This window comes from Halomonas sp. H33-56, from assembly GCF_040147035.1.
In the GTDB taxonomy this organism is placed as follows: domain Bacteria; phylum Pseudomonadota; class Gammaproteobacteria; order Pseudomonadales; family Halomonadaceae; genus Halomonas; species Halomonas litopenaei.
This window is the reverse complement of the sequence record NZ_JAMSHP010000001.1, coordinates 1,345,565-1,367,604: the sequence shown is the minus strand read 5'-3', so window position 1 is coordinate 1,367,604 and position 22,040 is coordinate 1,345,565. Positions and strand designations below refer to the sequence as shown.

Annotated in this window: 19 protein-coding genes; 8 read left to right on the top strand and 11 right to left on the bottom strand. The window is 64.6% G+C overall.

What is annotated here, in order from left to right:
* Positions 1–63: 63 nt before the first annotated feature.
* On the bottom strand, positions 64–1,248 hold the full coding sequence (pdxB, locus tag NFH98_RS06075; protein WP_222515390.1) for a 4-phosphoerythronate dehydrogenase PdxB: 1,185 nt from the start codon (positions 1,246–1,248) through the stop codon (positions 64–66).
* Between the two features lie 186 nt (positions 1,249–1,434).
* Here pdxB and NFH98_RS06070 point away from each other — a divergent pair, with 186 nt between their 5' ends.
* Both NFH98_RS06070 and NFH98_RS06065 read left to right on the top strand, forming a co-directional pair.
* Positions 1,435–1,716 (top strand): hypothetical protein, encoded by a 282-nt coding sequence (locus NFH98_RS06070; protein WP_045994908.1) that lies wholly within the window; start codon positions 1,435–1,437, stop codon positions 1,714–1,716.
* Between the two features lie 2 nt (positions 1,717–1,718).
* On the top strand, positions 1,719–2,069 hold the full coding sequence (locus NFH98_RS06065; protein ID WP_045994891.1) for a hypothetical protein: 351 nt from the start codon (positions 1,719–1,721) through the stop codon (positions 2,067–2,069).
* Positions 2,070–2,160: 91 nt separating this feature from the next.
* On the opposite strand, the gene NFH98_RS06060 is transcribed toward NFH98_RS06065, so the two are convergent.
* Positions 2,161–2,520 (bottom strand): glutaredoxin family protein, encoded by a 360-nt coding sequence (locus NFH98_RS06060; RefSeq protein ID WP_349622341.1) that lies wholly within the window; start codon positions 2,518–2,520, stop codon positions 2,161–2,163.
* Positions 2,520–4,826, bottom strand: a complete 2,307-nt coding sequence (gene rlmKL, locus NFH98_RS06055) for a bifunctional 23S rRNA (guanine(2069)-N(7))-methyltransferase RlmK/23S rRNA (guanine(2445)-N(2))-methyltransferase RlmL (RefSeq protein WP_222515391.1) — start codon at positions 4,824–4,826, stop codon at positions 2,520–2,522. Before rlmKL ends, NFH98_RS06060 begins: the two co-directional genes overlap by 1 nt.
* A gap of 296 nt (positions 4,827–5,122) precedes the next feature.
* On the opposite strand from rlmKL, the gene rmf reads away from it, so the two are divergent.
* A complete protein-coding gene (rmf, locus tag NFH98_RS06050) occupies positions 5,123–5,329 on the top strand; it encodes a ribosome modulation factor (RefSeq protein ID WP_045994893.1) in 207 nt (68 codons plus the stop codon).
* A gap of 81 nt (positions 5,330–5,410) precedes the next feature.
* On the opposite strand, the gene NFH98_RS06045 is transcribed toward rmf, so the two are convergent.
* Positions 5,411–6,427 (bottom strand): quinone-dependent dihydroorotate dehydrogenase, encoded by a 1,017-nt coding sequence (locus tag NFH98_RS06045; RefSeq protein WP_108449714.1) that lies wholly within the window; start codon positions 6,425–6,427, stop codon positions 5,411–5,413.
* Between the two features lie 128 nt (positions 6,428–6,555).
* Complete coding sequence (locus NFH98_RS06040) at positions 6,556–6,846, bottom strand: encapsulin-associated ferritin-like protein (protein WP_045994894.1); 291 nt, start codon at positions 6,844–6,846, stop codon at positions 6,556–6,558.
* Positions 6,847–6,947: 101 nt separating this feature from the next.
* Between NFH98_RS06040 and mgtE the strand changes: the two genes are divergently transcribed.
* Positions 6,948–8,300 carry a magnesium transporter gene (mgtE, locus tag NFH98_RS06035; protein ID WP_045994895.1) on the top strand — a complete coding sequence of 451 codons (1,353 nt, stop codon included), beginning with the start codon at positions 6,948–6,950 and terminating at the stop codon, positions 8,298–8,300.
* 396 nt (positions 8,301–8,696) lie between these two features.
* Positions 8,697–9,068 (top strand): hypothetical protein, encoded by a 372-nt coding sequence (locus tag NFH98_RS06030; RefSeq protein ID WP_222515392.1) that lies wholly within the window; start codon positions 8,697–8,699, stop codon positions 9,066–9,068.
* Between the two features lie 208 nt (positions 9,069–9,276).
* Here NFH98_RS06030 and NFH98_RS06025 read toward each other — a convergent pair whose 3' ends face one another.
* The 4 genes from NFH98_RS06025 to NFH98_RS06010 form a co-directional block, all read right to left on the bottom strand.
* Positions 9,277–14,118, bottom strand: a complete 4,842-nt coding sequence (locus tag NFH98_RS06025) for an NAD-glutamate dehydrogenase (protein WP_045994897.1) — start codon at positions 14,116–14,118, stop codon at positions 9,277–9,279.
* A gap of 213 nt (positions 14,119–14,331) precedes the next feature.
* The gene (trmA, locus tag NFH98_RS06020) at positions 14,332–15,438 is read right to left on the bottom strand and encodes a tRNA (uridine(54)-C5)-methyltransferase TrmA (protein ID WP_253555700.1); all 1,107 of its coding nucleotides are present in this window, start codon (positions 15,436–15,438) and stop codon (positions 14,332–14,334) included.
* A 93-nt stretch (positions 15,439–15,531) separates the two neighbouring features.
* Positions 15,532–16,344 (bottom strand): glutamate racemase, encoded by an 813-nt coding sequence (gene murI, locus NFH98_RS06015; RefSeq protein ID WP_045994899.1) that lies wholly within the window; start codon positions 16,342–16,344, stop codon positions 15,532–15,534.
* Between the two features lie 325 nt (positions 16,345–16,669).
* On the bottom strand, positions 16,670–17,212 hold the full coding sequence (locus NFH98_RS06010) for a hemerythrin domain-containing protein (RefSeq protein ID WP_349623105.1): 543 nt from the start codon (positions 17,210–17,212) through the stop codon (positions 16,670–16,672).
* A gap of 226 nt (positions 17,213–17,438) precedes the next feature.
* Here NFH98_RS06010 and NFH98_RS06005 point away from each other — a divergent pair, with 226 nt between their 5' ends.
* Both NFH98_RS06005 and NFH98_RS06000 read left to right on the top strand, forming a co-directional pair.
* Entirely contained in the window at positions 17,439–18,773 is a 1,335-nt protein-coding gene (locus NFH98_RS06005; protein ID WP_349622340.1) for a replication-associated recombination protein A, read from the top strand.
* 175 nt (positions 18,774–18,948) lie between these two features.
* Entirely contained in the window at positions 18,949–19,101 is a 153-nt protein-coding gene (locus NFH98_RS06000) for a hypothetical protein (protein WP_156088597.1), read from the top strand.
* Positions 19,102–19,202: 101 nt separating this feature from the next.
* On the opposite strand, the gene NFH98_RS05995 is transcribed toward NFH98_RS06000, so the two are convergent.
* Positions 19,203–20,693, bottom strand: coding sequence for an MFS transporter (locus tag NFH98_RS05995; RefSeq protein WP_222515396.1), 1,491 nt, complete (start codon positions 20,691–20,693; stop codon positions 19,203–19,205).
* A gap of 198 nt (positions 20,694–20,891) precedes the next feature.
* Positions 20,892–21,530: a class I SAM-dependent methyltransferase gene (locus NFH98_RS05990; RefSeq protein ID WP_349622339.1), complete on the bottom strand. Its 639-nt coding sequence runs from the start codon at positions 21,528–21,530 to the stop codon at positions 20,892–20,894.
* A 41-nt stretch (positions 21,531–21,571) separates the two neighbouring features.
* Between NFH98_RS05990 and NFH98_RS05985 the strand changes: the two genes are divergently transcribed.
* The gene (locus NFH98_RS05985; RefSeq protein WP_349622338.1) at positions 21,572–21,958 is read left to right on the top strand and encodes a VOC family protein; all 387 of its coding nucleotides are present in this window, start codon (positions 21,572–21,574) and stop codon (positions 21,956–21,958) included.
* Positions 21,959–22,040 lie beyond the last annotated feature (82 nt).

Here is a 22,040-nt window from a genome sequence, read left to right as displayed (position 1 = left end):
TGCAGCTGGTCGGGAAAGACCACTTGGGCGGCGGTGCCGTCTGTGTCAGCGGTGCCGTCTGTGTCAACGGCAGTCCACTTGAAAGCCGGCCCCGGACAGCAGGGGCGCCAGCTCCTGCGCCTGGCCGACAAGCTCCAGCGTCAGGGTCGAAAACTCACGACGCAGCGGATAGCTCGCCCGACACTGATCAAAGCCCTTGCCCGGGTCATCGACGGCCATGGCTCGCAGCAGTCGATCATGGTCGCGCCGCGGGTCATACACCGCCCGCATGCACAGCGCCAGCACCTCTTCCGGCGACAGGCCGCCATCGAGCACCAGGCGTGACAGCGCGGGAGCGGGCAGCAGCTCAGCGAGGGAAACCCTTTCCCCCAGCCCCAGGTGGGCCACCAGCGCCTGATGGATCTGATGGGTACCGCGCAGCTTGCCGTCCAGGCTATGCCCCGCGATATGGGGCGTGGCCAGGGCGACCTGGTGCGCCAGTACCTGGTCGATGGAGGGCTCTTCCTCCCACACGTCGAGCAGTGCGGTGAGGTCATCACCGCGAGCCAGGCGTCGGCTCAGCGCCTGACCGTCGACGCAGTCGCCACGTCCGGCATTGAGCAGCAGCGTACCGGGTGCCAGCGCCTCGATGCGCCGGGCGTCGAGCAGGTGGCGAGTGGCGTGGCGTCCCTCGCGCACCAGCGGGGTATGCAGGCACAGCACGTCGCAGCTGTCGATCAGGGCGTCCAGCTCGACAAAGTCCTGGCCGTTCTCGTCACCGGCTCTGCTGCTGGCTTCCCTCTCGGCCCGGGGCGGGTCGCACAGCCGGTGCTCGATGCCCATGGCGGCCAGACGGGCCGCCAGCCGGCCGCCTACATTGCCGACGCCGACGATACCCACGCGACGCTCGAGCAGCGACTGGCCACGACGCTCGCAGGCCAGCATCAACGCCGACAGCACGTAGTCCACCACCGGCTCGGCATTGCAGCCCGGGGCGCTTGCGAAGGTGATGGCATGGCGCGCCAGGGCGGCCTGGTCGACATGGTCGGTGCCAATGGTGCAACTGCCGACAAAAGACAGCGGCGAGCCCTTGGCCTTGGTGGCCTCGATCAAATCGGCGTCGAGACGCGTGATCGAGCGAATCACCAGGGCATCCACATCGGCCAGGCTGTCGGCGTCGATCTCGCGCCCCGGCCGGCGGCTGACCTGGCCAAGCGGCGCAAAGCAGGCATCGGCGGCGGGCACGTTGGCATCGACAAGAATCTTCATGGGGTTCCCCGGGTCGCAGGTATCGGGCTCCCGGTCATGCAACCGGGCTATTTGTGGATTAGCCTCAAGGGCTTACAATGCCCATGATAACCATAATGGAAACACTGCAAAGGCTTTATCAGCGTTTCCAGAAACGGAGCCGGCGCCCGCCCTCCGTAGCCACCAAGTGATATGACGGGAGTCGCCGTGATCGTCCGCTGGGAAACCGACCATGACTATGTCCTCGTGCACGTGCACCAGGACATGTTCGGCGACTGGATCTTCAGCCGTGCCTGGGGCCAGATCGGAACCCAGTTCGGCGGGCTCAAGCATCAGCTGGCCGATGACTACGGTCAGGCAATGATGTGGCTGGAAGACGAGAAGACCATCCTCGGATCGCGAGGTTTCACCAAGGTCCTGGAAGCCGACGACCATAGCCCGGAAGGCCGTGAAGCCATGGGGCAATTGTCACTGCTGGACGAGCACTGAGCATGGCGGACACCTCCCCTGCCAGCCTGGCTCCCCGACTGCGTGCCCTGCTGGAGAGCCTGCCCGACAGCGCCCTGCCGATCACCTACCAGCAGGCCGCCGAGGCTCTAGGGCTCACCCCGCCACGCACCATCCGCCGGGTGGCCGAAGCCCTGGAAATCACCATGCGCGAGGATGTCGCGGCCGAACGACCGCTGATCGCCGCCCTGGTGGTCAGCCGCCAGGCACCCCAACTGCCGGGCCCTGGCTTCTTCGAACTGGCGGTGGCACTTGGGCGTCTTGACGAGGAGCCGACCTCACATCTCGAGGCCTACCAGCGAGAGCTGGCCGCTGCCCTGGCGACCCGCCGCTAACGCGGTGGCCGCCATGGCGACGAGGCCACCACTACGGGCGCTCTCGCCATAGCCCTTGTTACAGTCATCCTACAGCCATCCCGGCACCCGCTCAGAGCTTGCCGAAGACGCGGCGTCCCTTCACCCGGGACGCTGTTACTGCGGGAGCCTCCCTCCCCTGGCTCGCCGAGTCCGCTTCGGCTTGCACAGCGACCACTTGCTCGCTCAACCACCCGCGTGTCGTCAGCCAGCGCATGACGGCATCCGGCTCCACCCGCCCCTCCAGGACGTCATCGGGACGTTCAGCGTCGATCAGCACCGGGATCCTTTCGCCGTAACGGCGAAGCAGGGTGTCGTCTTCGCTGATCTCGATACGCTCGATGGTGAACTCCACCCGGGCAAGGGCACGCACCAGGGCTTCCATCTGCTCGCACAGATGGCAGCCCAGGGTGGTGTAGAGCGTCAGTACCATCACGACGCCTGCCGATGGCGGATGAGGAAGCAGTGGTGCAGGTCCGGCCGGCGGCTGAAGTCAGGGTCGAAGGTCTGACGCGAGATGTCCTTGACCTCGAAGTCGACGGCAAGCTCGTCATCCATCTGAAAGCGCCGCTGGTTGTTGGAGAACACCAGGGTACCGCCCGGCGCCAGCCGAGCCATGGCCAGGCGCACCAGGCGCGGGTGGTCCCGCTGGACATCCAGGGTGTCTTCCATCTTCTTGGAGTTGGAGAAGGTCGGCGGGTCCATGAAGATCAGGTCGAACTCGCCGCCTGCGGTCTCCAGCCAGCGCAGGCAGTCGTCGCGCACCACCCGGTGGCGCGACGGGTCGAGCCGGTTGAGCGCGAAATTGTCCCGCGCCCACTCCAGGTAGGTGTTGGACATGTCGACGCTGACACTGTCACTGGCGCCGCCCTCGGCCTCGCTGCCGAGCGCTGCCTGCACCGTGGCCGTGGCGGTGTAGCAGAACAGGTTGAGAAAGCGCTTGCCGGCAGCCATCTCGCCGAGCATACGGCGCACCGGGCGATGATCGAGAAACAGCCCGGTGTCCAGATAGTCACGCAGGTTGACCCACAGCGTCGCGCGACCTTCGGTGACCTGGAAGCGCTGGCCGCTTCGCCCCTGCTTCTCGTACTGGGACTTGCCCTGCTGACGCTTGCGCCGCTTGATCACCACCTTGCCGGGGTCCACTTCCAGCACCTCGGGAATCACCCCAAGGGCATCGAACAGACGCCGCTGGGCCTGGGACGGGTCGATGGACTTGGGCGCGGCGTACTCCTGGACGTGGACGTGATCGCCGTAGACATCGATGGCCAGGGCATACTCGGGCATGTCGGCGTCGTACAGCCGATAGCAGCTCTCGCCGCTGCGCTTGAGCCACTTGCGCAGCTTCTTCTGGTTCTTTTCCAGACGGTTGGCAAACATCTGGGCGCCCTCGCTACGAGGTGCCGTGGATGTTGCCTGGGTATCGGAGGATGCCGACCCTTCACCTGCCCCGGTGGCCGGGCTAGCCTGGCCGTCGACCGCCGACGTTGCCTCAGCGTCATGGCGGCGACCCTGGCTCCGATCCGGGTTCTGACCCTGGCCCTGGTTCTGGCTCTGGCCATCGCGGCGTGCGATATCGATCAGCAACAGCTTGGCCTCGAGCGGGCCGTTTCTCAGCGCGTACTGCTTGTGGGCGCGCATGCCGAGACGGTGGCCAAGGTCCGGATTGCCGGTGAACAGCGCCAGGCGCCAGCCACCGAAGTCGGCCTTGAGCCGCTCGCCCAGGTCCGAATAGAGCCGCACCAGCTCCGGCAGCTCGCCGATACGCTCGCCGTAAGGCGGGTTGCTGATCACCAGCCCCGCAAGCTCGGGGTCGAGCACCCGCGGCCGCGCCAGGCGATGCACGCTGGCGCCATCGAGGTGGATCAGCGCCGGGATGCCGGCGCGCATGGCGTTGGTCTTGGCCGCCGACAGCGCCGGCGGGCTCTGGTCGAAGCCAAAGATCACCGAGCGCGCGCGTTTTCGTCCGATGCTCGCCCGGGCCTCGGCCTCGCGCAGGACCTCGCGCCACAGCGCCGGGTCGTGGCCGGCCCAGCGGGCAAAGCCGAAGCGCTCCCGATTCAGGTTGGGCGCCATGTCGGCGGCCATCAGCGCAGCTTCGATCAACAGCGTGCCCGAGCCACACATGGGGTCAACCAGCGGCGCGCCCTGCTTGGCCAACTCCGGCCAGCCGGCGCGCACCAGCAGCGCCGCCGCCAGGTTTTCCTTGAGCGGGGCGTGGCCGGTATCGCGACGATAGCCGCGCCGGTGCAGGCTGTCGCCGGACAGGTCGATGCCCAGCGTCAAGCGGCCACGGTGCAGGTGGGCATAGAGGCGAACGTCGGGATTACGGACGTCGACATCGGGACGCGCCTGGCCGGCCGCACCAAGACGGTCGACCACGCCATCCTTGACCGTCTGGGCGCCGAAGCGGGTGTGTCGAATCTCGTCACTGCGACCATGAAAGTCCACCGCAATGCTGGCACCGGCAGGCAGATGGCGCTGCCAGTCGACGGCGGCGGCGGCATCGTGCAAGGCATCCGGCGTTTCGACGCCTTCCGTCCGCGACAGACACAGGATGACCCTGTTGGCCAGGCGCGACCACAGACAGGCCCGGTAGGCACCCTCGAGATCGCCCTCGGCGTTCACGCCTGCCACGGTGGTCTTGCCCGGTGTCAAGCCGAATGTGACTAGCTCGTCGGCTAACAGTTGTTCGATGCCCCGCGGACAGGTTGCCAGAAGGTCAAGCTTCTCAGGCACTTGCTTCTCCTACATTAATGATGACTGCGAAAGCCATTATTCGGTTAACCATTTCATGACGACAAGGTGAACAGGTTGTTACAAAACAACAGTCGACAATGCCGAGCGGCTTACGCTATCAATGGAATGGTAGCTACGAGATACGACACATGTGTCCCTGTCAACAAGCCTTCATTTCGTGCGACTCGGGAGAGCCTGCACATCGCAGGGCTTGGGCATCACGGGCCTGCCGCTTGCATCCCCCGAATTTCCCGCAGGGGCAGGTCAGATTGGTACCTTTGTCACGAGGTAGACCCATGAAACGACAGAAACGTGATCGCTTCCAGCGTGCCTATGTACATGGCTACAAGGCCGGTCTCTCGGGTAGATCCCGCGATGACTGCCCCAGCCAGGACATCAATCTACGGGAATACTGGATGAGCGGTTGGCGTGAAGGTCGTGGGGACCAGTGGTCGGGCATGACGGGAGTGTCCGGCATTCACAAGAACCCCATGGTGCTCTGATAACGCAGTACTGTCGAGGTAAAGGAAAGACCCGCCAAGCCCATGGCAAAAGACGCCATGGGCTTTTTGCTGCCCGCCCTTTCAGCGCGCCGACGCCAGCGCCCTGGCGCACTCCCGGACCAGCCCCGGTCCGCGGTAGATAAAGCCCGAATACACCTGCACCAGATCCGCCCCTGCCTGACGCTTGGCCACCGCCGCCTGGCCACTGTCGACGCCGCCGACGCCGATGATCGGCATGTCGGGCAACGCCTGGCGCAGCCGCTCGATCACAAGGTTGGAGGCATCGAACACCGGGCAACCCGACAGTCCGCCCTGCTCATCGGCGTGCGCAAGCCCTTGCACCGCTTCACGGGATACCGTGGTGTTGGTGGCGATCACCGCGTCGATGCCATTGTCCGCCAGCGCCCGCGCCACCAGAACGACCTCTTCCTCGTCCATGTCCGGGGCGATCTTTACCGCCAGCGGCACACGACGCCCACTCTGTTCATCGAGGCGAGTGCCTGTCGAGCGCAGGCGTCCGAGCAACTCATCGAGGTGGTCGCCGAACTGCAGGTTGCGTAGCCCCGGAGTATTCGGTGACGAGATATTGACCGCCACGTAGTCGGCGTGAGCGTGAACCCGCTCCAGGCAGTAAAGGTAGTCGTCACCGGCGTCCTCCACCGAGGTGGTCAGGTTCTTGCCGATATTGATGCCGATCACCCCGCGGTAGCGGCTGGCCTTTACCTGCTCCACCAGGTGATCCACGCCGAGGTTGTTGAACCCCATGCGATTGATGATGGCGCCACGCTCGGGCAGGCGGAACAGCCGGGGCTTGGGGTTGCCGGACTGGGCCCTGGGGGTCACGGTGCCGACCTCGACGAAGCCGAAGCCCAGCGCCCCCAGGGCGTCGAGGTGATCGGCGTTCTTGTCGAGCCCCGCCGCCAGGCCGATACGGTTGGGGAAGCTCAAGCCCATCACCTTGACCGGATCGTCCACGCGGGCACCTGCCAGCAACCGCGTCGCCTTCACGCGCGCCGCCCAGTCCAGCGACGTCAAGGACAGGCCGTGGGCCCGTTCGGGATCCAGGCGAAACAACAGGGAGCGGGCGAGATCGTACATGGCGTCTCCGAGGCGAAAAAGGACGAGGGCGCGCGGCCGGGCGCGAGTATAGCGCAGCCGCGACGCCACGACGACTTCCTGAATCAGACCTCAGCCGTTTTGCCCAAACGGGCTTTCATCCCAGGTCGTCAGTGTCCAATGTCCCCTTCGGTAAACAGAAACTCGCGTAGATACTTGTCCATGGCGGGATCCTTGCGGCGCAGCCACTCCAGGGTCATGGCCGCGTGCTCCTTTTCCTCATCACGGTTATGTTCGAGGATCTTGCGTAGATCTTCGTCCTGACAGGCGTCAACTCGCTGGTTGTACCAGTCGACTGCCTCCAGTTCCTCCATCAACGACACGATGGCGCGATGGTAATCCCGGGTCTGCGCCGTCAACTCTTCCACCGGTTCGTGGTAGCCCTCGCTCGATCCAGCCATTCGCCACTCCTTTTCTTTGTAAATAGTTGTGTTCTACTAACTCCATCAACGTAGGACACGATCGTTGTCTTGTCAGTCAGCGACATATGCCGGGAGGGCCCATGACAGAAGTGACCGAGACGTTTGAAAGCCAGCTGTCGCGCATCCACCTGGCCCTGGAAGACGAGAACCCCCAGGAGGTCTCCGAGGCCCTGGAGGATCTCGAACCCGCCGAGGTCGCCCTGCTGCTCGAATCGCTGCCGCTGAGCGAGCGCATCAGGCTATGGGAACAGGTACCGGCGGAGGACGACGGCGAGGTCCTGCTGCACGTCCATGACGAGGTGCGCAGCACCCTGCTCGAGGACATGGACCCCGAGGAGATCGTCGCCGCCACGGCAAGCCTGGACACCGCCGACCTGGCAGAGCTGTTCGAGGACCTGCCCAAGCAGGTGGCCGAGGACATGCTGCGCACCATGGACGAGATGCAGCGCACTCGTCTGCAGGAGACCCTGTCGTTCGAGGAAGACAGCGCCGGGCGCCTGATGCGCACCGACGCCATCGGGGTGCGCTCCGACGTCACCCTCGAGACAGTGCAACGCTTCCTGCGCTGGAAGGAGTCGATCCCGGACAACACCGACAACCTGATGGTGGTGGACCGCATCGGCCACTTCGTCGGCGTGCTGCCGCTGGCCCGGCTGGTTTCCCATGATCAGGAGACCTCGGTGGCGGAGCTGATGGACGCCGACGTCGACGTCATCCAGGGCGACATGAAGTCCCGCGACGTGGCCACCCTGTTCCAGACCCACGACCTGACGTCGGCCCCGGTGGTGGACAACGACGGCATGTTGATCGGCCGTATCGTCATCGACGATATCGTCGACGTCATCCAGGAGAACTCCGAACAGGCGCTGATGAACATGGCCGGCCTCGACGAGGAGGAAGACCTGTTCGCGCCGGTTTTGCCCAGCGCCAAGCGTCGTGCGGTATGGCTCGGCATCAACCTGCTGACCGCCTTTCTCGCCGCCTGGGTCATCGGTCAGTTCGAGGATGCCCTGGAGAAGGTGGTGGCGCTGGCGGTACTGATGCCGATCGTCGCCAGCATGGGCGGCATCGCCGGCAGCCAGACCCTGACCCTGGCCATTCGCGGCCTCGCCCTTGGCCAGATCAGCAAGACCAACAGCAACTGGCTGCTGCGCAAGGAGGTCGGCATTGCCCTGCTCAACGGTATCGTCTGGGCACTGGTGGTGGCGGTGCTGGCGGTGCTCTGGTTCAAGAGCGTGGCGATCGGCGTGATCATCGCCGCCGCCCTGGTCATCAACATGCTGGCCGCCGGGGTCTGCGGCATCGTGATTCCCCTCGTGCTCAAGCGCATGAACATCGATCCAGCGCTGTCCGGCTCGGTCATTCTGACCACCGTCACCGACGTGATCGGCTTCATGTCCTTCCTCGGCCTGGCGACGATCTTCCTGCTGTAGCGCTTCGCTGAGCGGATTCATCGACCGGCCATCACTGCCCCACGGGCACTGATGGCCGATCGGTGGTCCCGCCACCTCGTCGCCTATCTACCGATTCCTGCCTCCCGCTTGGTACGCCCCTCGTCTGCTGTCGCTTATCTACCGGCTCTTGTCTACCGACTCTTGCCTCCCGCTTCGTGCGCCCCCTCATCTGCTGTCACTTATCTACCGGCTCTTGTTTGCCGACTCTTGTTTGCCATCCCTTGCCTGCCGTCTCCTGTCTGCGACACCCCCCGTCGCCGGCACGCTACTCTTGTGCTGCTGTGCTGATTCGTTAGCATGGTCAGCAAGGCGCGGGTGACAAGCGCCCATCCCTGCTGGAAACAGGGATCCCCGAGACGGAAAAGGAGAGACCGCATGATGATCAAGACTCGCCCCATGATGCTTGCCCTCGGCGCCATTGCCGCCCTCGGCCTTGCCGGCTGCGCCAGCGACAGCGCCTCGATGGAGAAAGAGAGCACCGACTACATCGTCACCGGGCTCGGCGACGATCGCCAGGAAGCCCTGGAAGAGGCCAAGGAGCGCGCACTGGAGCAGTGCGAGGCCCAGGATCGCGACGAATTCATCATCGAAGAGCAACAGGTGCTTGGCCCCAACACCAGCCCGGAAAAGCGTGAGCGCGCCGAGGCCATGGTCGAAGGCGGCACCGTCAACGAAGACACCAACCTGGCGGCGCTGAACGACGATAGCGAAGGCTTCAAGGCGATCTGGAGCATCAGCTGCCGCTAAGCCTCGGTCCGTTGGTTGCCGACAAGGCCTACGAAGGCCAGACGCAAGAAGGGCGCCCCCAGGGGCGCCCTTCTTGCATTGTGTGAACCGCCACCTGGTGTGAACCGCCACCTTGTGTGAACCAACGTCACGGATTCACTCGATCGGTGTTGGCTACGACGAGGACGCCCGTGGGCGTCCTCTAGTGGTCGACTCACTGACCCGGGGTCTAGACCTCGCTGTTGCTCTCGGCCAGATCCACCAGCTCACGCACCGCCACGGCAAACAGCGGGAAGCCGCCCTGGGCGCCACTGTCGACCTCGTTGATCAGGCGGCACCAGCGCTTGTGCATGGACTCGTGGTGCTTGAGCCACTGATCGACACGTCCGGCGGTATCGCGGGCGCCGCTCTCCATCTTCATCACGCTGGCGGTCAACGCCATCTGCTGACGCTCGATGTCGTCGCGGAAGGTCTCCCGCGCCTGGGCCTGCCAGCTATCCTTCACCGGCAAGGCGGTAACCTGCTGGATCATCCACGGCAGCTCCAGACGGGCGCCGATCTCGTAGCAGACCTCGGCCACCTTCTGCGGCTTCTCGTTGACCTGGCGGGCGGTCTGGATGATGCCCAGCGCCGCGTACAGGCTATCGGCCGCGGCCACGGTGGAGGCCAGCGCCTCGGGCACCCCGGCGTCGACGAGTTCGTCACGGCGGGCCTGCCAGGCCTCGAGTTCCTCGCCACGCAGACGCTTGCCGATATTCTCCTGCAGCTGGGCAATACGCGGCTGGTAGTACTCGATGCAGTCACCGGCAGCCTGGCCCGAACGATGGCGCAGGAACCAGCGTGAAGCGCGGCGAATCATGCGCATCAGGTCGAGCATCATTCCGTACTGGATATCGGTCGAGACCTGATTGTCGAGCGCTTCGATCTGCTCCCACAGCTTGGGCAGCTGGAAGCTGTCACGGGCGATGACGTAGGCCCGCGCGATGTCCGCACGCCCCATGCCGGTGGAGTCGATCAGCCGGCGGGTGAATACGATGCCCATGTGGTCGACCAGATCGTTGGCCAGCTGGGTCGCCACGATTTCGCGCTTCAGGCGGTGGCTCAGGACCTGGTCGCGGTAGCGCTCCACCAGGCTCTGGGGGAAGGCCCGGGTGGCGTGCTGGGCGATGATCTCGTCGTCGGGCACGTCGGAGGCGATCAGGTCGCCCTTGAGCGTGCTCTTGGCGTAGGAGATCAGCACCGACAGCTCCGGCAACACCATGCCCTGGTCATTGGCGGAACGCTCCTGGAGCTCCTCGTCGGAGGGCAGGAACTCGAGTTCGCGATCGATCTGACCGGCCGCTTCCAGTTCGCTGATAAAGCGGCGATAGGGCCCGATCCCCTGGTGGGACAGCCGCTCGGACAGATCCAGCGCCAGGGTCTGACGATAGTTGTCGGTCAGCACCAGCTCGCTGACTTCCTCGGTCATGTCCGCCAGCAGCTGATTGCGCTGCTTGTCGGTCATGTCACCGTTGGCCACCACCTCATCGATCAGGATCTTGATGTTGACCTCATGGTCGGAGCAGTTGACCCCGCCAGCGTTGTCGATGAAGTCGGTGTTGACGCGCACACCACGCGCCGCCGCCTCCATGCGCCCGCGCTGGGTCAGGCCAAGGTTGCCGCCCTCGCCTACCACTCGGCAGTTCAGTTCCTTGCCGTCGATGCGCAGCACGTCGTTGGCCTTGTCGCCGACCTCGGCGTCGGTCTCGGTGCTGGCCTTGACGTAGGTGCCGATGCCGCCGTTCCAGATCAGGTCGACCTTCGAGCGCAGCATCGCCTGGATCAGCTCATTGGGCGGCAGCTTGTCTTCGCTGATGCCGAAGACCTCCTTCATCTGCGGCGTGATCTTGATCGACTTGGCCGCACGGGAGAAGACACCGCCGCCTTCGGAGATCAACGAGGTGTCATAGTCTTCCCAGCTGGAGCGCGGCATCTCGAACAGGCGCTTGCGCTCCTTGAAGGTGCTGGCCGCATCCGGCGTCGGATCGACGAAGATGTGCATATGGTTGAAGGCACCGACCAGGCGAATGGTCTCGGACAGCAGCATGCCGTTGCCGAAGACGTCACCGGCCATGTCACCGATACCGACCACGCTGAACTCGTCGGACTGGGTATTGATGCCGAGGCCACGGAAGTGACGTTTGACCGACTCCCAGGCGCCCTTGGCGGTGATGCCCATCTTCTTGTGGTCGTAGCCGTTGGCGCCGCCGGAAGCAAAGGCGTCACCCAGCCAGTGGCCATACTCGATGGAAATCTCGTTGGCGATGTCGGAGAAGGTGGCGGTGCCCTTGTCGGCCGCCACCACCAGGTAGGGGTCCGCCTCGTCGTGGCGTACCACGTTCTTCGGCTCGACGACCTCGCCACCGACCAGATTGTCGGTCACGTCCAGCAGCGCGCGGATGAAGGTCTGGTAGCAGGCGATGCCTTCCTTCTGGGTGGTCTCGCGATCGGCACCTTCCGGCATGCGCTTGCACACGAAGCCGCCCTTGGCCCCCACCGGCACGATCACCGAGTTCTTGACCTGCTGCGCCTTGACCAGCCCGAGCACCTCGGTACGGAAGTCCTCGTGGCGATCCGACCAGCGCAGGCCGCCACGGGCGACCTTGCCACCGCGCAGGTGAACACCCTCGACCCGCGGCGAGCAGACGAAGATCTCGAACATCGGGCGCGGCTTGGGCATGCCGGTGACCTTGGACGGTTCCAGCTTGAACGACAGGTAGTCCTTGAAGCCGCCGTCTTCGGTCTTCTGATAGTAGTTGGTGCGCAGGGTCGCCTGGATCAGCTCCACGTAACGACGCAGCAGCCGGTCGTCGTTGAGGCTGGCGACGTCGTCGAGCAGGCCATTGATGCGCTCGACGCAGGCCTCGATCTCACCCTCGGCGGGACGATCCTCGGGATCGAAGCGCAGCTCGAACAGGGTCACCAGCTCGCGGGTGATCTGCGGGTGGGCCACCAGTGCATTGGCGATGAAGTTCTGGGAGATGCCGAAGCGGATCTGCTTCAGATAACGCGCGTAGGAGCGCAGCATCGCCACTTCACGCCAGTCGAGGTTGGCGCCGATGATCAGACGGTTGAAGCGGTCGTTGTCCGCCTCGCCGGCCCAGATGCGCTGGAAGGCCTCGATGAACGGCTTGCGCATCTCCTGCAGGTTGACCTCGGTGTCGGTGTGATGCTCCAGATCGAAGTCGTGGATCCAGTAGCTCTCGTCCACCGCCTCGACCTCGTAGGGGCGTTCACCGATGACCCTGAGCCCCAGGTTTTCCATCATCGGCAGCACGTCGGACAGCGGAATCGGCTTGCGCTTGTGGAACAGCTTGAGGTTGACGCCGCTGCCCTCTTCCTCGATCAGTCGGTACAGCGACAGCGCCAGCGGCTTGCCGTTGTCCAGCTCGCCGATGTGCTGCAGGTCGTAGACCGCGGTGCGGGCACTGAAGTCTTCCTGGTAGCTGGCCTGGAAGGCGTCGCGGAAGCGATCCAGCAGCTGGTTGGCGTGTTCCTCGCCGAAGCCTTCGATGGCGGCATTAAGCAGATCATCGCGCCAGTTGCGGGCGAGCCGCGCCAGCTTCTCTTCCAGCGCCTTGATGTCGTAGTCGGTCGGCGTGTCGCCGTTGAAGCGCAGGATGAACTGGATCCGCGCCAGCACCGATTCGGACAGGTAGGTGTTGAAGTCGCCGAAGGTGGCGTCGAGTTCCTCGCACAGCAGGTTCTGCAGACGCAGACGAAGCTCGGTCGAGAACACGTCGCGCGGCACGAATACCAGGCACGAATAGAAGCGACCGAAGCGATCCTCGCGGATGAACAGCCGCACCCGGCGACGTTCACGGATATCGAGGATACCCAGCGCCGTCTGGGCCAGCTCGTCTGTGTCGATCTGGAACAGGTCGTCGCGGGGATAGACCTCGAGGATCTGGGTCAGCTGCTTGCCGTTGTGGCCCTTGGGGTTGAAGCCGGCGATATCCATCACCGTCTTGAGCTTGCGCCTCAGGATCGGAATATGACGCGGCGAGTCGTTGTAGACCCCAGCGGTGAACAGCCCCAGGAAGCGACGCTCGCCGATGACGTTGCCCTTGTCGTCATAGCGATCGATAGTCACGTAATCCGGATAGGTGGGACGGTGGACGCGGGCGTGGAAGGCACTCTTGGCGAATGACAGAAGCTGCGGCACCAGCACGTAGCGATCGCCCTCGACCCCCTGGTCGGTGCGGATACGCTGGCGATACTGGGCATCGGACAGACGGAACAGACCGAGCTCGCTGCCGTCGACCTGATTGAGGCTCTGGCCACCGTTGTCCTTGTCGACGGTGAACTCGTCATAACCGAGGAAGGTGAAGTTGTCTTCCAGCATCCATTCGAGGAAGGCCACCGCCTCGTCGTGATCGGCCTTGTCGATCGGGCCCGGGCAGCAATTCTTGAGCTCGTCGATGGTCTCGCGGATGCGCGCGCGCATCGGATCGAAGTCCGCCACCGCCGTGCGCACTTCCTTCAGCACCTCGTGGATGCTCTGCTCGATGGCCGACAGCTCCTCGGGGTCGGAGTGACGATCCACCTCGATGGCGATCAGCGACTCACGATGCTCGGGGGCGTCCTTTTCACCCGGAGACGACACACGCTCGACCCGGTGCTGCTTGTCACGAGCGACCGACAGGACCGAATTGTGGATGGCGTGGACGGTCATGCCACGACGGTTGAGCTCGATGCGCACCGAGTCGACCAGAAACGGCATGTCTTCGTGCAGCACCGCGACAAAGGTGTGGGTCGACTGCCAGCCGTGCTCCTCGAAGTCAGGGTTCATGACCTTGACCTTGGGTGAGGCCGGATCGAACTGCTGCAGGAAGTGCCACACCGACAGGGTGGCGCCGTACAGATCATCCAGGCGCCGCTCGCTGAGATCCTCCAGCGGCACCGTGGAGTAGAAATGGCGAGCGAAGTCACCCACCAGACCGGCCTTTTCCTGATCGAGGCGTCCTTCCAGCTTTTCCTCGAGTTGCTTGAGCAGATCCTCGCGACTGTCATCCTGTGCGACGTGTAACATCCTCACCTCGGTTGGCGGCGGCCACTTCACTGTGGCCTGTGTAAAGGTAGTGACGAGCGTGCTGCGCGGCGCTACGCATCCGGCGCTCCCGGCGCATTCGGCAAGCTTACGCCAATCCCCACCCCACCCCCATCCAGATGCCCGCCTTCTCATGGAGCATGACGGTTACGCATCCCCCCTTGACAGCACGCTTGCGTTAGGCTCGTTGGCGCCTCAGGAGCGCCGTTCCAGCAAGACCCCGCACTCACAGTGATGGGTGAAGGGGAACTGGTCAAACAGAGCGAAACGAACGATGCGGTGCGTCCTGGTGAGCTGTTCGAGATTGACGGCCAGGGTGTCCGGATTGCATGAAATATAGACGATACGCGGGTATTCACTCAGTTGATCACAGCTGTCGGCGTCCAGACCGGCCCGCGGTGGGTCTACCAGCACTGTGGAGAAGTCATAGTCACCCAGGCACATCTCGTCCACTCGCCGGCCTGTTTTCTCCCCTTTGAGCGCAGAAGAGAAGTCTTCGGCAGACATCCGCGCGACAAAGGCATTGGTCACCGCGTTGGCCTCGAGATTGACCCTGGCGCTGGCCACCGAGGTGCGCGAGATCTCGGTGGCCAGAACCCGGCGAAAATTCTCTGCCAGGGCGATGGTGAAGTTGCCGTTGCCGCAGTAGAGCTCGACCAGGTCCTGCTGCTGGCTGCCGGCGGTCACCTCCCGTGCCCAGGACAGCATGGAGGCGCAGATGCGCGCATTGGGCTGGGTAAAGCTGTTTTCCACCTGCTGGTAGTGCAGTACCTGTCCGTCCACCTCGAGACGTTCCCACACGTGATCACGGGTCAGCACCAGCCGCTGCTTGCGTGAGCGGCCGATGATCATCACCCCAAGCTCGCGCTCGAGTTCCCGGGCATCCCGCTCCCAGTCTTCTTCCAGCGGGCGGTGGTAGATCAGGCTGATCAACGTCTCACCCGCCAGGGTGGTCAGAAACTCCACCTGAAACAGCTTGCGCCGCATCACCGGGTTGTCACGGATGGCGTCGAGCAGCGCCGGCATCAAGGCATTGATGCGTTCGCTGGCCACCGCGAACTGGTCCATGCGTACCAGTCGCTTGTCGTCGGGGTCCTCGGGATTGACCTCGAACATCACATAGTAGAGATCGTCGCCCTCGTGCCAGACGCGAAACTCGCAGCGTTGCCGGTAGTGGCTCGGCGGTGACGGATACACCTCGAGTTCGGGCGGAGAAAACCGCGCAAACTGCTCGACCAGGCGATCACGCTTGGCGGCGAGCTGTTCGGCATAGCGTTCGGGTTCAACGACGGGTATGGCCACGGAAACTCCTGGAAAAACGATGAACAATAAACAAATGACGTGGGCGATGACGGCGTGGTCAGCGCCGGTGCCGAACGGTGTACAAGAGATGGGTCAAGCGCTGGGCACGTCCAGCAGACAAGGGGCCGCAAAGCCGAAGGACGCAAGCCCTCGCGTCAGCCTTTCCGAGGCGTCCGTCGCACCTGACGAATCCCGCAATAGACTCGTGACCCAGGCCGCATCGAGGCCCTGTCGGGCGTCCGGGCCCACCGCCACCTGGGCCGTCCGTCGGGCAATGGCGTCGCCGGAGTCTACCCAGGTGACGGCCCGCGGCATGGCCTCGTCGAGCCAGCGACGCAGCAAGGGAAAGTGGGTACAGCCCAGCACCACCGTATCGATACGGGCATCCTCCACAAGCGCTGCCAGCGCCTGGCGAACCACCGCAGGATCGATAGCGTGCCCCTGGATGGCGCGCTCCGCCTCGGCCACCAGCGCGTCGGCGGCCACCTTCTCGACCTGGCAGTGCGGCGCATAGCTGTCGATCAGCCGCTGGGTGTAGGGCCGGGCGACCGTTGCGCTGGTGGCCAGCAGTGCCAGATGCCCACTGCGACTGGCCTGGGCGGCCGGCTTGATCGCCGGCACCGTGCCCACCACCGGCACGTCCAGGCGCTCGCGCAAGGCCTCCAGTGCCAGGGTGCTGGCGGTATTGCAGGCCACCACCAGGGTATCGGCACCGGTACGATTCACCGCCGCCTCGCACACCGCGACGATCCGCTCGACCAACCAAGGGTCCGGCCGCGTACCGTAGGGCAGCATGGCGTTGTCGCAGCAGTAGGCAAGCGCCGTATCGGGCAGATGGCGTCTGAGCGCCGCCACCACGGAAAGCCCGCCCACGCCGGAGTCGAACACCAGCACAGGCCCGGCCATCAAGCCTCCTCCCTGACGGGCAAAGCCCATGCCCACCGCCACTGCCGGACGGCGGGGAGATATCCCCCACGATCGGATCGGGCCGCCATCGAGACCGACCGGATACGGGGAAGGAGGAGGGGCAAGAGGCTGAGCAAGGGAAACGGCGCCTGAATCAACATGGGCGCCATTCTACCCGACATTGGCGGACCTGCATAAGCGCAGCAAGGGCGCTCACGGATACGCCAGCGCGCCGAGGTGAGCGCAGACGTCATGCGGCCCGAACCGGAGTTCGGGCCGACGACGTGGCGCTCGAGAAGCAAGGGGAAAACAAGGGAAAAACCGATCAGGCGGGTACCGGCTCCTCGCGTAGCTCGGCATAGAGTTCAGGGTAGGCCGCCTGGAGTCGCTCAAGTTCGGCGGTGGCGTTCTCCGGCAGGGCGTGGGCCAGGCGATCGAGATCTACGTCCGAGAAGTGCTCGCTGATCAGCGGAAACAGTTCCTCACGCTCTTGGCGAAGGTAAGCACGGTGGCTGTCCAGGTACTGCTTGAGGTCATCGGCAAACTGGTCCATGGGGATGGCGACATCCATCAGGATCATGTCGATGTCACGGGACAGGCGCGTCAGCCGGGCCTTGAGCTTGCGGTAGTCGCCGGACAGCTGCTCGGCCACTGCCTCGCTTTCGGGGGCCAGCTCCTTGAGACGGTCGGTACAGATCTGCTCCAGGGGCAGGGTGAAACCCGCCATGTAGTCGAGAATATAGTCAACCACCTCCCTGACGAGCTGGAAGTTGGGCCGCTCTCCCTGCGCGAGGGTCTTTTGCTTGAGTTGCAGGACGTGCAGTATGCGCGCCATGTTGGCATGATCCCGTCGCAGTTGCTTTAGCATGGGCATGACGGAAACCTCCTGTGGTCAGCATGAGCTGAAGGCACCCTAGCTTAGACTGGCCTTCTCGGGTCAGGTTCCGGATCGTGCGGGAACCGGAATGTATCACCCTAGACGCATAATCGAGTTTTTGCCCGACGAAAATTGCCACATTAAGAAGGGTTGATTTCCTACACACCGCCTGAGCGTTGACGTCTGGCGCTCAATTCATTCTTCTCAGGAGTCGTCGATGGACATGTTCGAACAGGCCCACCAGGAAGACGCCGCGCCCCTGGCCTGGCGCATGCGCCCGAGGTCCCTGGACGACTACGTGGGCCAGCCGTCGCTGGTGGGGCCAGGCAAACCATTGCGGCGCATGGTAGAAGCCGGCCAGGTACGCTCGATGATCCTGTGGGGGCCACCCGGCGTCGGCAAGACCACCCTGGCCGACATCCTTGCCAGCGCCTCCAGCGCACGGCTGGAGCGCTTGTCGGCGGTCATGGCCGGGGTCAAGGACATTCGCGAGGTGGTGGAGCGCGCCCGGGTGGCCCAGGGCCAGGGGCAGACCACGGTACTGTTTCTCGACGAGATCCACCGCCTCAACAAGAGTCAGCAGGACGCCCTTCTGCCCCACGTCGAGTCGGGGCTCTTGACGCTGATCGGCGCCACCACCGAGAACCCCTCCTTCGAGGTCAATTCGGCGCTGTTGTCCCGGGCCCGTGTCCATGTGCTCAAGGCGCTGGACGAGGCCGCGCTGATCGAGGTCATGCGCCGCGCCCTGGCCGACCCCGAGCGCGGCCTTGGTCACCGCGACATCCGCGTCGACGACGAAGTGCTGGCGATACTGGCGCGCGCCTCGGCCGGCGACGCCCGGCGCGCCCTGGGCCTTCTGGAGACCGCCTGCGACTTCACCCAGGCGGAAGGCGGTGCAGAGCGTCTGCCCCGCGAGGCGCTCGAGGACGTCATCGGCCACACCGCCAGCGCCTTCGACAAGCAGGGCGATCACTACTACGACCTGCTGTCGGCGCTGCACAAGTCGGTACGCTCATCGCGCCCCGACGCAGCCCTTCTGTACATGGCCCGCTTTATCCAGGGCGGTGGCGATCCGCTGGACGTCATCCGTCGCCTGGCGGCCATCGCCTCGGAGGACGTCGGCAACGCCGACCCGCGTTGCCTGCCACTGGTCATGTCGGCCTGGGATGCCTACCTGCGTCTGGGCGACTACGAAGGCCAGCGCGCCATCGCCCACGCCGCCATCCACCTGGCGGTGGCGCCCAAGAGCAACGCCATCGACCAGGCCTGGAAGAAGGCCCAGGCCTTTGTCGCGGCCCAGCCGAGCCTGGAGGTACCGACCTACCTGCGCAACGCACCAACCAAGCTGATGGCTTCCCTGGGCCACGGCGACGGCTACCGCTACGCCCACGCCGAGCCCAACGGCTACCCGGCGGGGTCGGCCCACGATTGCTGGCCCGAGGCAGTGCCGACCGAGCGCTTCTACCGCCCCACCGATCATGGCCAGGAAGAGCGTTTCGCTCGCATCATGGCCTGGCGGGCGCAGCTCGATGAGGCCGCAGATAGCGGATGAGATAGCAGCGGAGGTGGCAGCTCAGATACCACTTGAGAAAAACCATCTGTCTTCGACGTGGGAAGGAAATAGGCCGCTGCAGCACAACCAGGCATCGTAAGGAGCGAGCCAGGACCGCGACTACTGTGGGACTCAAGTGCCCATGGTGGGCACCCGATGCTCCGGAGGGACTGTCATGTCGGCCACCCAGCTACAGCAAGCTCGTCAGATCCTGGTACAGAACGCCCGTCACCCCAACCATCACGACGTGCTGCTGGCCTACGCCCGCCAGCAGGCGACACCCGCGGTACGTCGTGCGCTGTTCAAGCTGCTGTTCGGACCGAACTGAGGCCCACTGTCTGCCACATGTTGACCGCTCAGGCCGGCGCCTCTTGCCAGGTCTGGGCCGCCCACGGCGACCCAAAGGGACAAGTTCGCCGGCCACGTTGATCAGCCCTTGGGTGCCTCGCCCGGCTCAGCCGCCGACGGCGACTCCTGCTCCCAGCCGGGTTCGACGGGCGTTGGCTCGATAGCGGCGACGTCTTCATCAGACTCGTGGTGGTTCACCTCGAGCACGCCATCGTGGTAGCCGTCTTCATCGAAATAAGGCACGTACTGACCTTCCTCCGCTGGCGGCCCCACCATGGGCTCGGCCACGTCCACGTCCGGCACCACGTCGGACAGGTCTTCCATATGCTCGTGCTCCTTGGCGCCCGCCACCCATTCGTCGGTGACCACGAATTCCGCACCCACCGACGACAACGGCGTCGCCGGGGAGAACGGCACCACCGGCACCGGCGCCGGACGCACCAGGCGACGCCAGGCGAAGAACAGCACCAGGGCGCCACCGAGGGCGCCGAAGGCCATGAACAGGGCGGTATCGCCAAGCGCCGCCATTACCGGGCTGACCAGCGGCGGACTGACCGAGGAGCCAAGCGCGCTGATCAGCAAAAGGCCCTGACTCATGGGCACCAGGGCGCCGGCGGGTGCACGGTCCGCCGAGTGGCTGACCGAGACCGGATACAACGAGAAGACGCCACCGCCCAGCAGGAACAGCAGCGCGGCCAGCCCCCAGCTCGGCAACGGCAGCAGCAGCACCGCCAGCGAGATGGCCAGGCAGAACAGACCGATCAGGATCAGCACCAGCTGGCGGTCGTGACGATCCGACCAGCGGCCCACCGGATACTGCAGCAGCATGGCGCCGAGTACCGTTATCGCCATCAGCTGGCCGACCTCGGCCAGATCAAAGCCGGTACGCTGGAGGTACAGCGGCATCAGGGCGTACACCGCAGCCGCCAGCATGCCGGAACCGAAGGCCCCCACCACCCCGGTGGGGGTGAGGATCATCAGGCGCAGCGGCGACAGCGGCTCGACCTTGTCGAGCAGTGGCGTGACCCGCGGAATCATCGCCATCGGCAGCACCGACAGCGAGGCCAGGGCACCGATGACCATGAAGGGGGCCGTTTCGCCCATATTCTGGGTGATGCCCAAAAGCAGCTGACCGAGCACACCTGAGCCGTACAGGGCGATCATGTACAGCGCCAGCAGACGCCCGCGCACCTTGGAGTCTCCGGAGGCCAGCAGCCAGCTCTCGATCACCAGGAAGACCCCGACCGTGGCCCAGCCACCGATCAGACGCAGGCCGAACCAGGCCACCGGATCCAGGATCAGCCCCTGCAGCAACACCGTCACCGCCACCAGCGAGGCGAAGCTGCCGTAGGCACGAATATGGCCGATGGCGAGCAGCAGCCGGTCGTTGAACAGGGCACCCAGGCCAAGACCGATGAAGTAGGCGCCGGAGACCCAGCCGATGACCACCGGCGATTCACCGGCGGCGTCCAGGCGCAGGGTGATAAGCGAAGACAGAAAACCGTTGCCGATGCCCAGAATGAATAGCCCCAGAACGGGGGGCAGGGCCATGGCCAGAAGTTGGGGAGACATGAGGAGTCGGGCTCCAGCGATGCGGACGACGCGGACGGCGGCGGCGGGTGGGTGTTGATGTTTCGAGTCCGTCCGTCGCGGTGCGTATCGACGACTCTTGGGCGGCGAATATACCCCCCTTTTCGCGCCTGTCAATGTCTTTCGAAGGGCGTCACCCATGCATCTGTAACGCATTGTTGGTCAAGCATAAATCCGGCCTCAGTGACTCGTGTCACGGCGCATCAGAACCACATCGGCCGCGGGGAAGTCGACACTCATGCCGAGTGCCTCGGCCAACCAGCGAAAACTCGTCTCGCTGAAGAACACCACATGGGTGGGATCACGAATATAGTGCCAGCGGGCAAAGTCCTCCGGCGTGCGCTTGGTCATCAGCCCCAGCCAGCCACCGGGTCGCAGTTGTCGCGCCAGCGCAAACAGCACCGAGCCGGGCGCGAACAGGTGCTCGACCACCTCGGTGGCGGTGATGAAATCGTAATACCGCTTCAGGTTCTCCGGCGCGGGGTGGTAGTAGGGATCATGGATCCGAGTGGCAAACCCCGCCTCCTCGAACATCAGCGACAGCGTCGGACCGGGCCCCGCACCGAAATCGAGCCCCTCGGCACCCGGCGACAGACGCTCGCTCAGGGGATCAAACAGACGACCCAGAAAACGACGGTAGCCGGGATCATCCGGGCGGTTGTCGTGCTGATCGTAGACCGCCTTCTCGGCCTGCGGTCCCAGTCGCTGCTCGGGAGGCACCGCCACCAGGTCACATACCGAACAGCGAAAATAGTCGCGGCGCCCGTCCGCATGAAAGTGGTGCGTCGTCGGGTTTGCGCATAGCGGACAGCTTGGCATCGTCGTATTCTCTGGGACTTGGATCATTTGTGGAGAGAGGCATGCTGTCAGGTCTAGATCACCTGGTCATCACCGTGACCGATATTTCCCGCGCCGTGGACTTCTACACCCGCGTTCTGGGCCTGGACGTCCGCTATCGCGATACCGAGCGGGTCGACCTGATGCTCGGCGAGCTGGCCCTGCGCCTGCACTGGACCGCCACCGACGTGACCCCCAGGGCCGCCACCCCTACCCCAGGCAGCCTCGACGTCTGTTTCAAGAGCCATCTGCCGCTGGCTGAGGTGAAGGCTCACCTCGATGCCCTGTCGGTCGAGGTGGAACTGGGCCCCGTGGAACGTCAGGGTGCCACCGGCAAGATCGAGTCGCTGCATCTTCGCGACCCGGACGGCAACCTGCTGGAGATCAGCCGTCCGCTCAAACAGGAGTAACGTCGGTCGTCCCTGCGGGTCGCTTCGCCTGTCATGGCAATGCGGCACAGGCTGGGTATGATAACGGGGCCGTATGACATGC

Excerpts from the sequence above, each read along its gene's own strand:
- mgtE (WP_045994895.1), top strand. The coding sequence starts at position 6,948 with ATGACAGAAGTGACCGAGACGTTTGAAAGCCAGCTGTCGCGCATCCAC.
- NFH98_RS06045 (WP_108449714.1), bottom strand. The coding sequence starts at position 6,427 with ATGTACGATCTCGCCCGCTCCCTGTTGTTTCGCCTGGATCCCGAACGG.
- NFH98_RS06005 (WP_349622340.1), top strand. The coding sequence starts at position 17,439 with ATGGACATGTTCGAACAGGCCCACCAGGAAGACGCCGCGCCCCTGGCC.
- NFH98_RS06060 (WP_349622341.1), bottom strand. The coding sequence starts at position 2,520 with ATGGTACTGACGCTCTACACCACCCTGGGCTGCCATCTGTGCGAGCAG.
- NFH98_RS05990 (WP_349622339.1), bottom strand. The coding sequence starts at position 21,530 with ATGCCAAGCTGTCCGCTATGCGCAAACCCGACGACGCACCACTTTCAT.
- murI (WP_045994899.1), bottom strand. The coding sequence starts at position 16,344 with ATGGCCGGGCCTGTGCTGGTGTTCGACTCCGGCGTGGGCGGGCTTTCC.
- NFH98_RS06065 (WP_045994891.1), top strand. The coding sequence starts at position 1,719 with ATGGCGGACACCTCCCCTGCCAGCCTGGCTCCCCGACTGCGTGCCCTG.
- NFH98_RS05985 (WP_349622338.1), top strand. The coding sequence starts at position 21,572 with ATGCTGTCAGGTCTAGATCACCTGGTCATCACCGTGACCGATATTTCC.
- NFH98_RS06025 (WP_045994897.1), bottom strand. The coding sequence starts at position 14,118 with ATGTTACACGTCGCACAGGATGACAGTCGCGAGGATCTGCTCAAGCAA.
- NFH98_RS05995 (WP_222515396.1), bottom strand. The coding sequence starts at position 20,693 with ATGTCTCCCCAACTTCTGGCCATGGCCCTGCCCCCCGTTCTGGGGCTA.
- NFH98_RS06040 (WP_045994894.1), bottom strand. The coding sequence starts at position 6,846 with ATGGCTGGATCGAGCGAGGGCTACCACGAACCGGTGGAAGAGTTGACG.
- NFH98_RS06030 (WP_222515392.1), top strand. The coding sequence starts at position 8,697 with ATGATGATCAAGACTCGCCCCATGATGCTTGCCCTCGGCGCCATTGCC.
- pdxB (WP_222515390.1), bottom strand. The coding sequence starts at position 1,248 with ATGAAGATTCTTGTCGATGCCAACGTGCCCGCCGCCGATGCCTGCTTT.
- NFH98_RS06000 (WP_156088597.1), top strand. The coding sequence starts at position 18,949 with ATGTCGGCCACCCAGCTACAGCAAGCTCGTCAGATCCTGGTACAGAAC.
- NFH98_RS06010 (WP_349623105.1), bottom strand. The coding sequence starts at position 17,212 with ATGCTAAAGCAACTGCGACGGGATCATGCCAACATGGCGCGCATACTG.
- rmf (WP_045994893.1), top strand. The coding sequence starts at position 5,123 with ATGAAACGACAGAAACGTGATCGCTTCCAGCGTGCCTATGTACATGGC.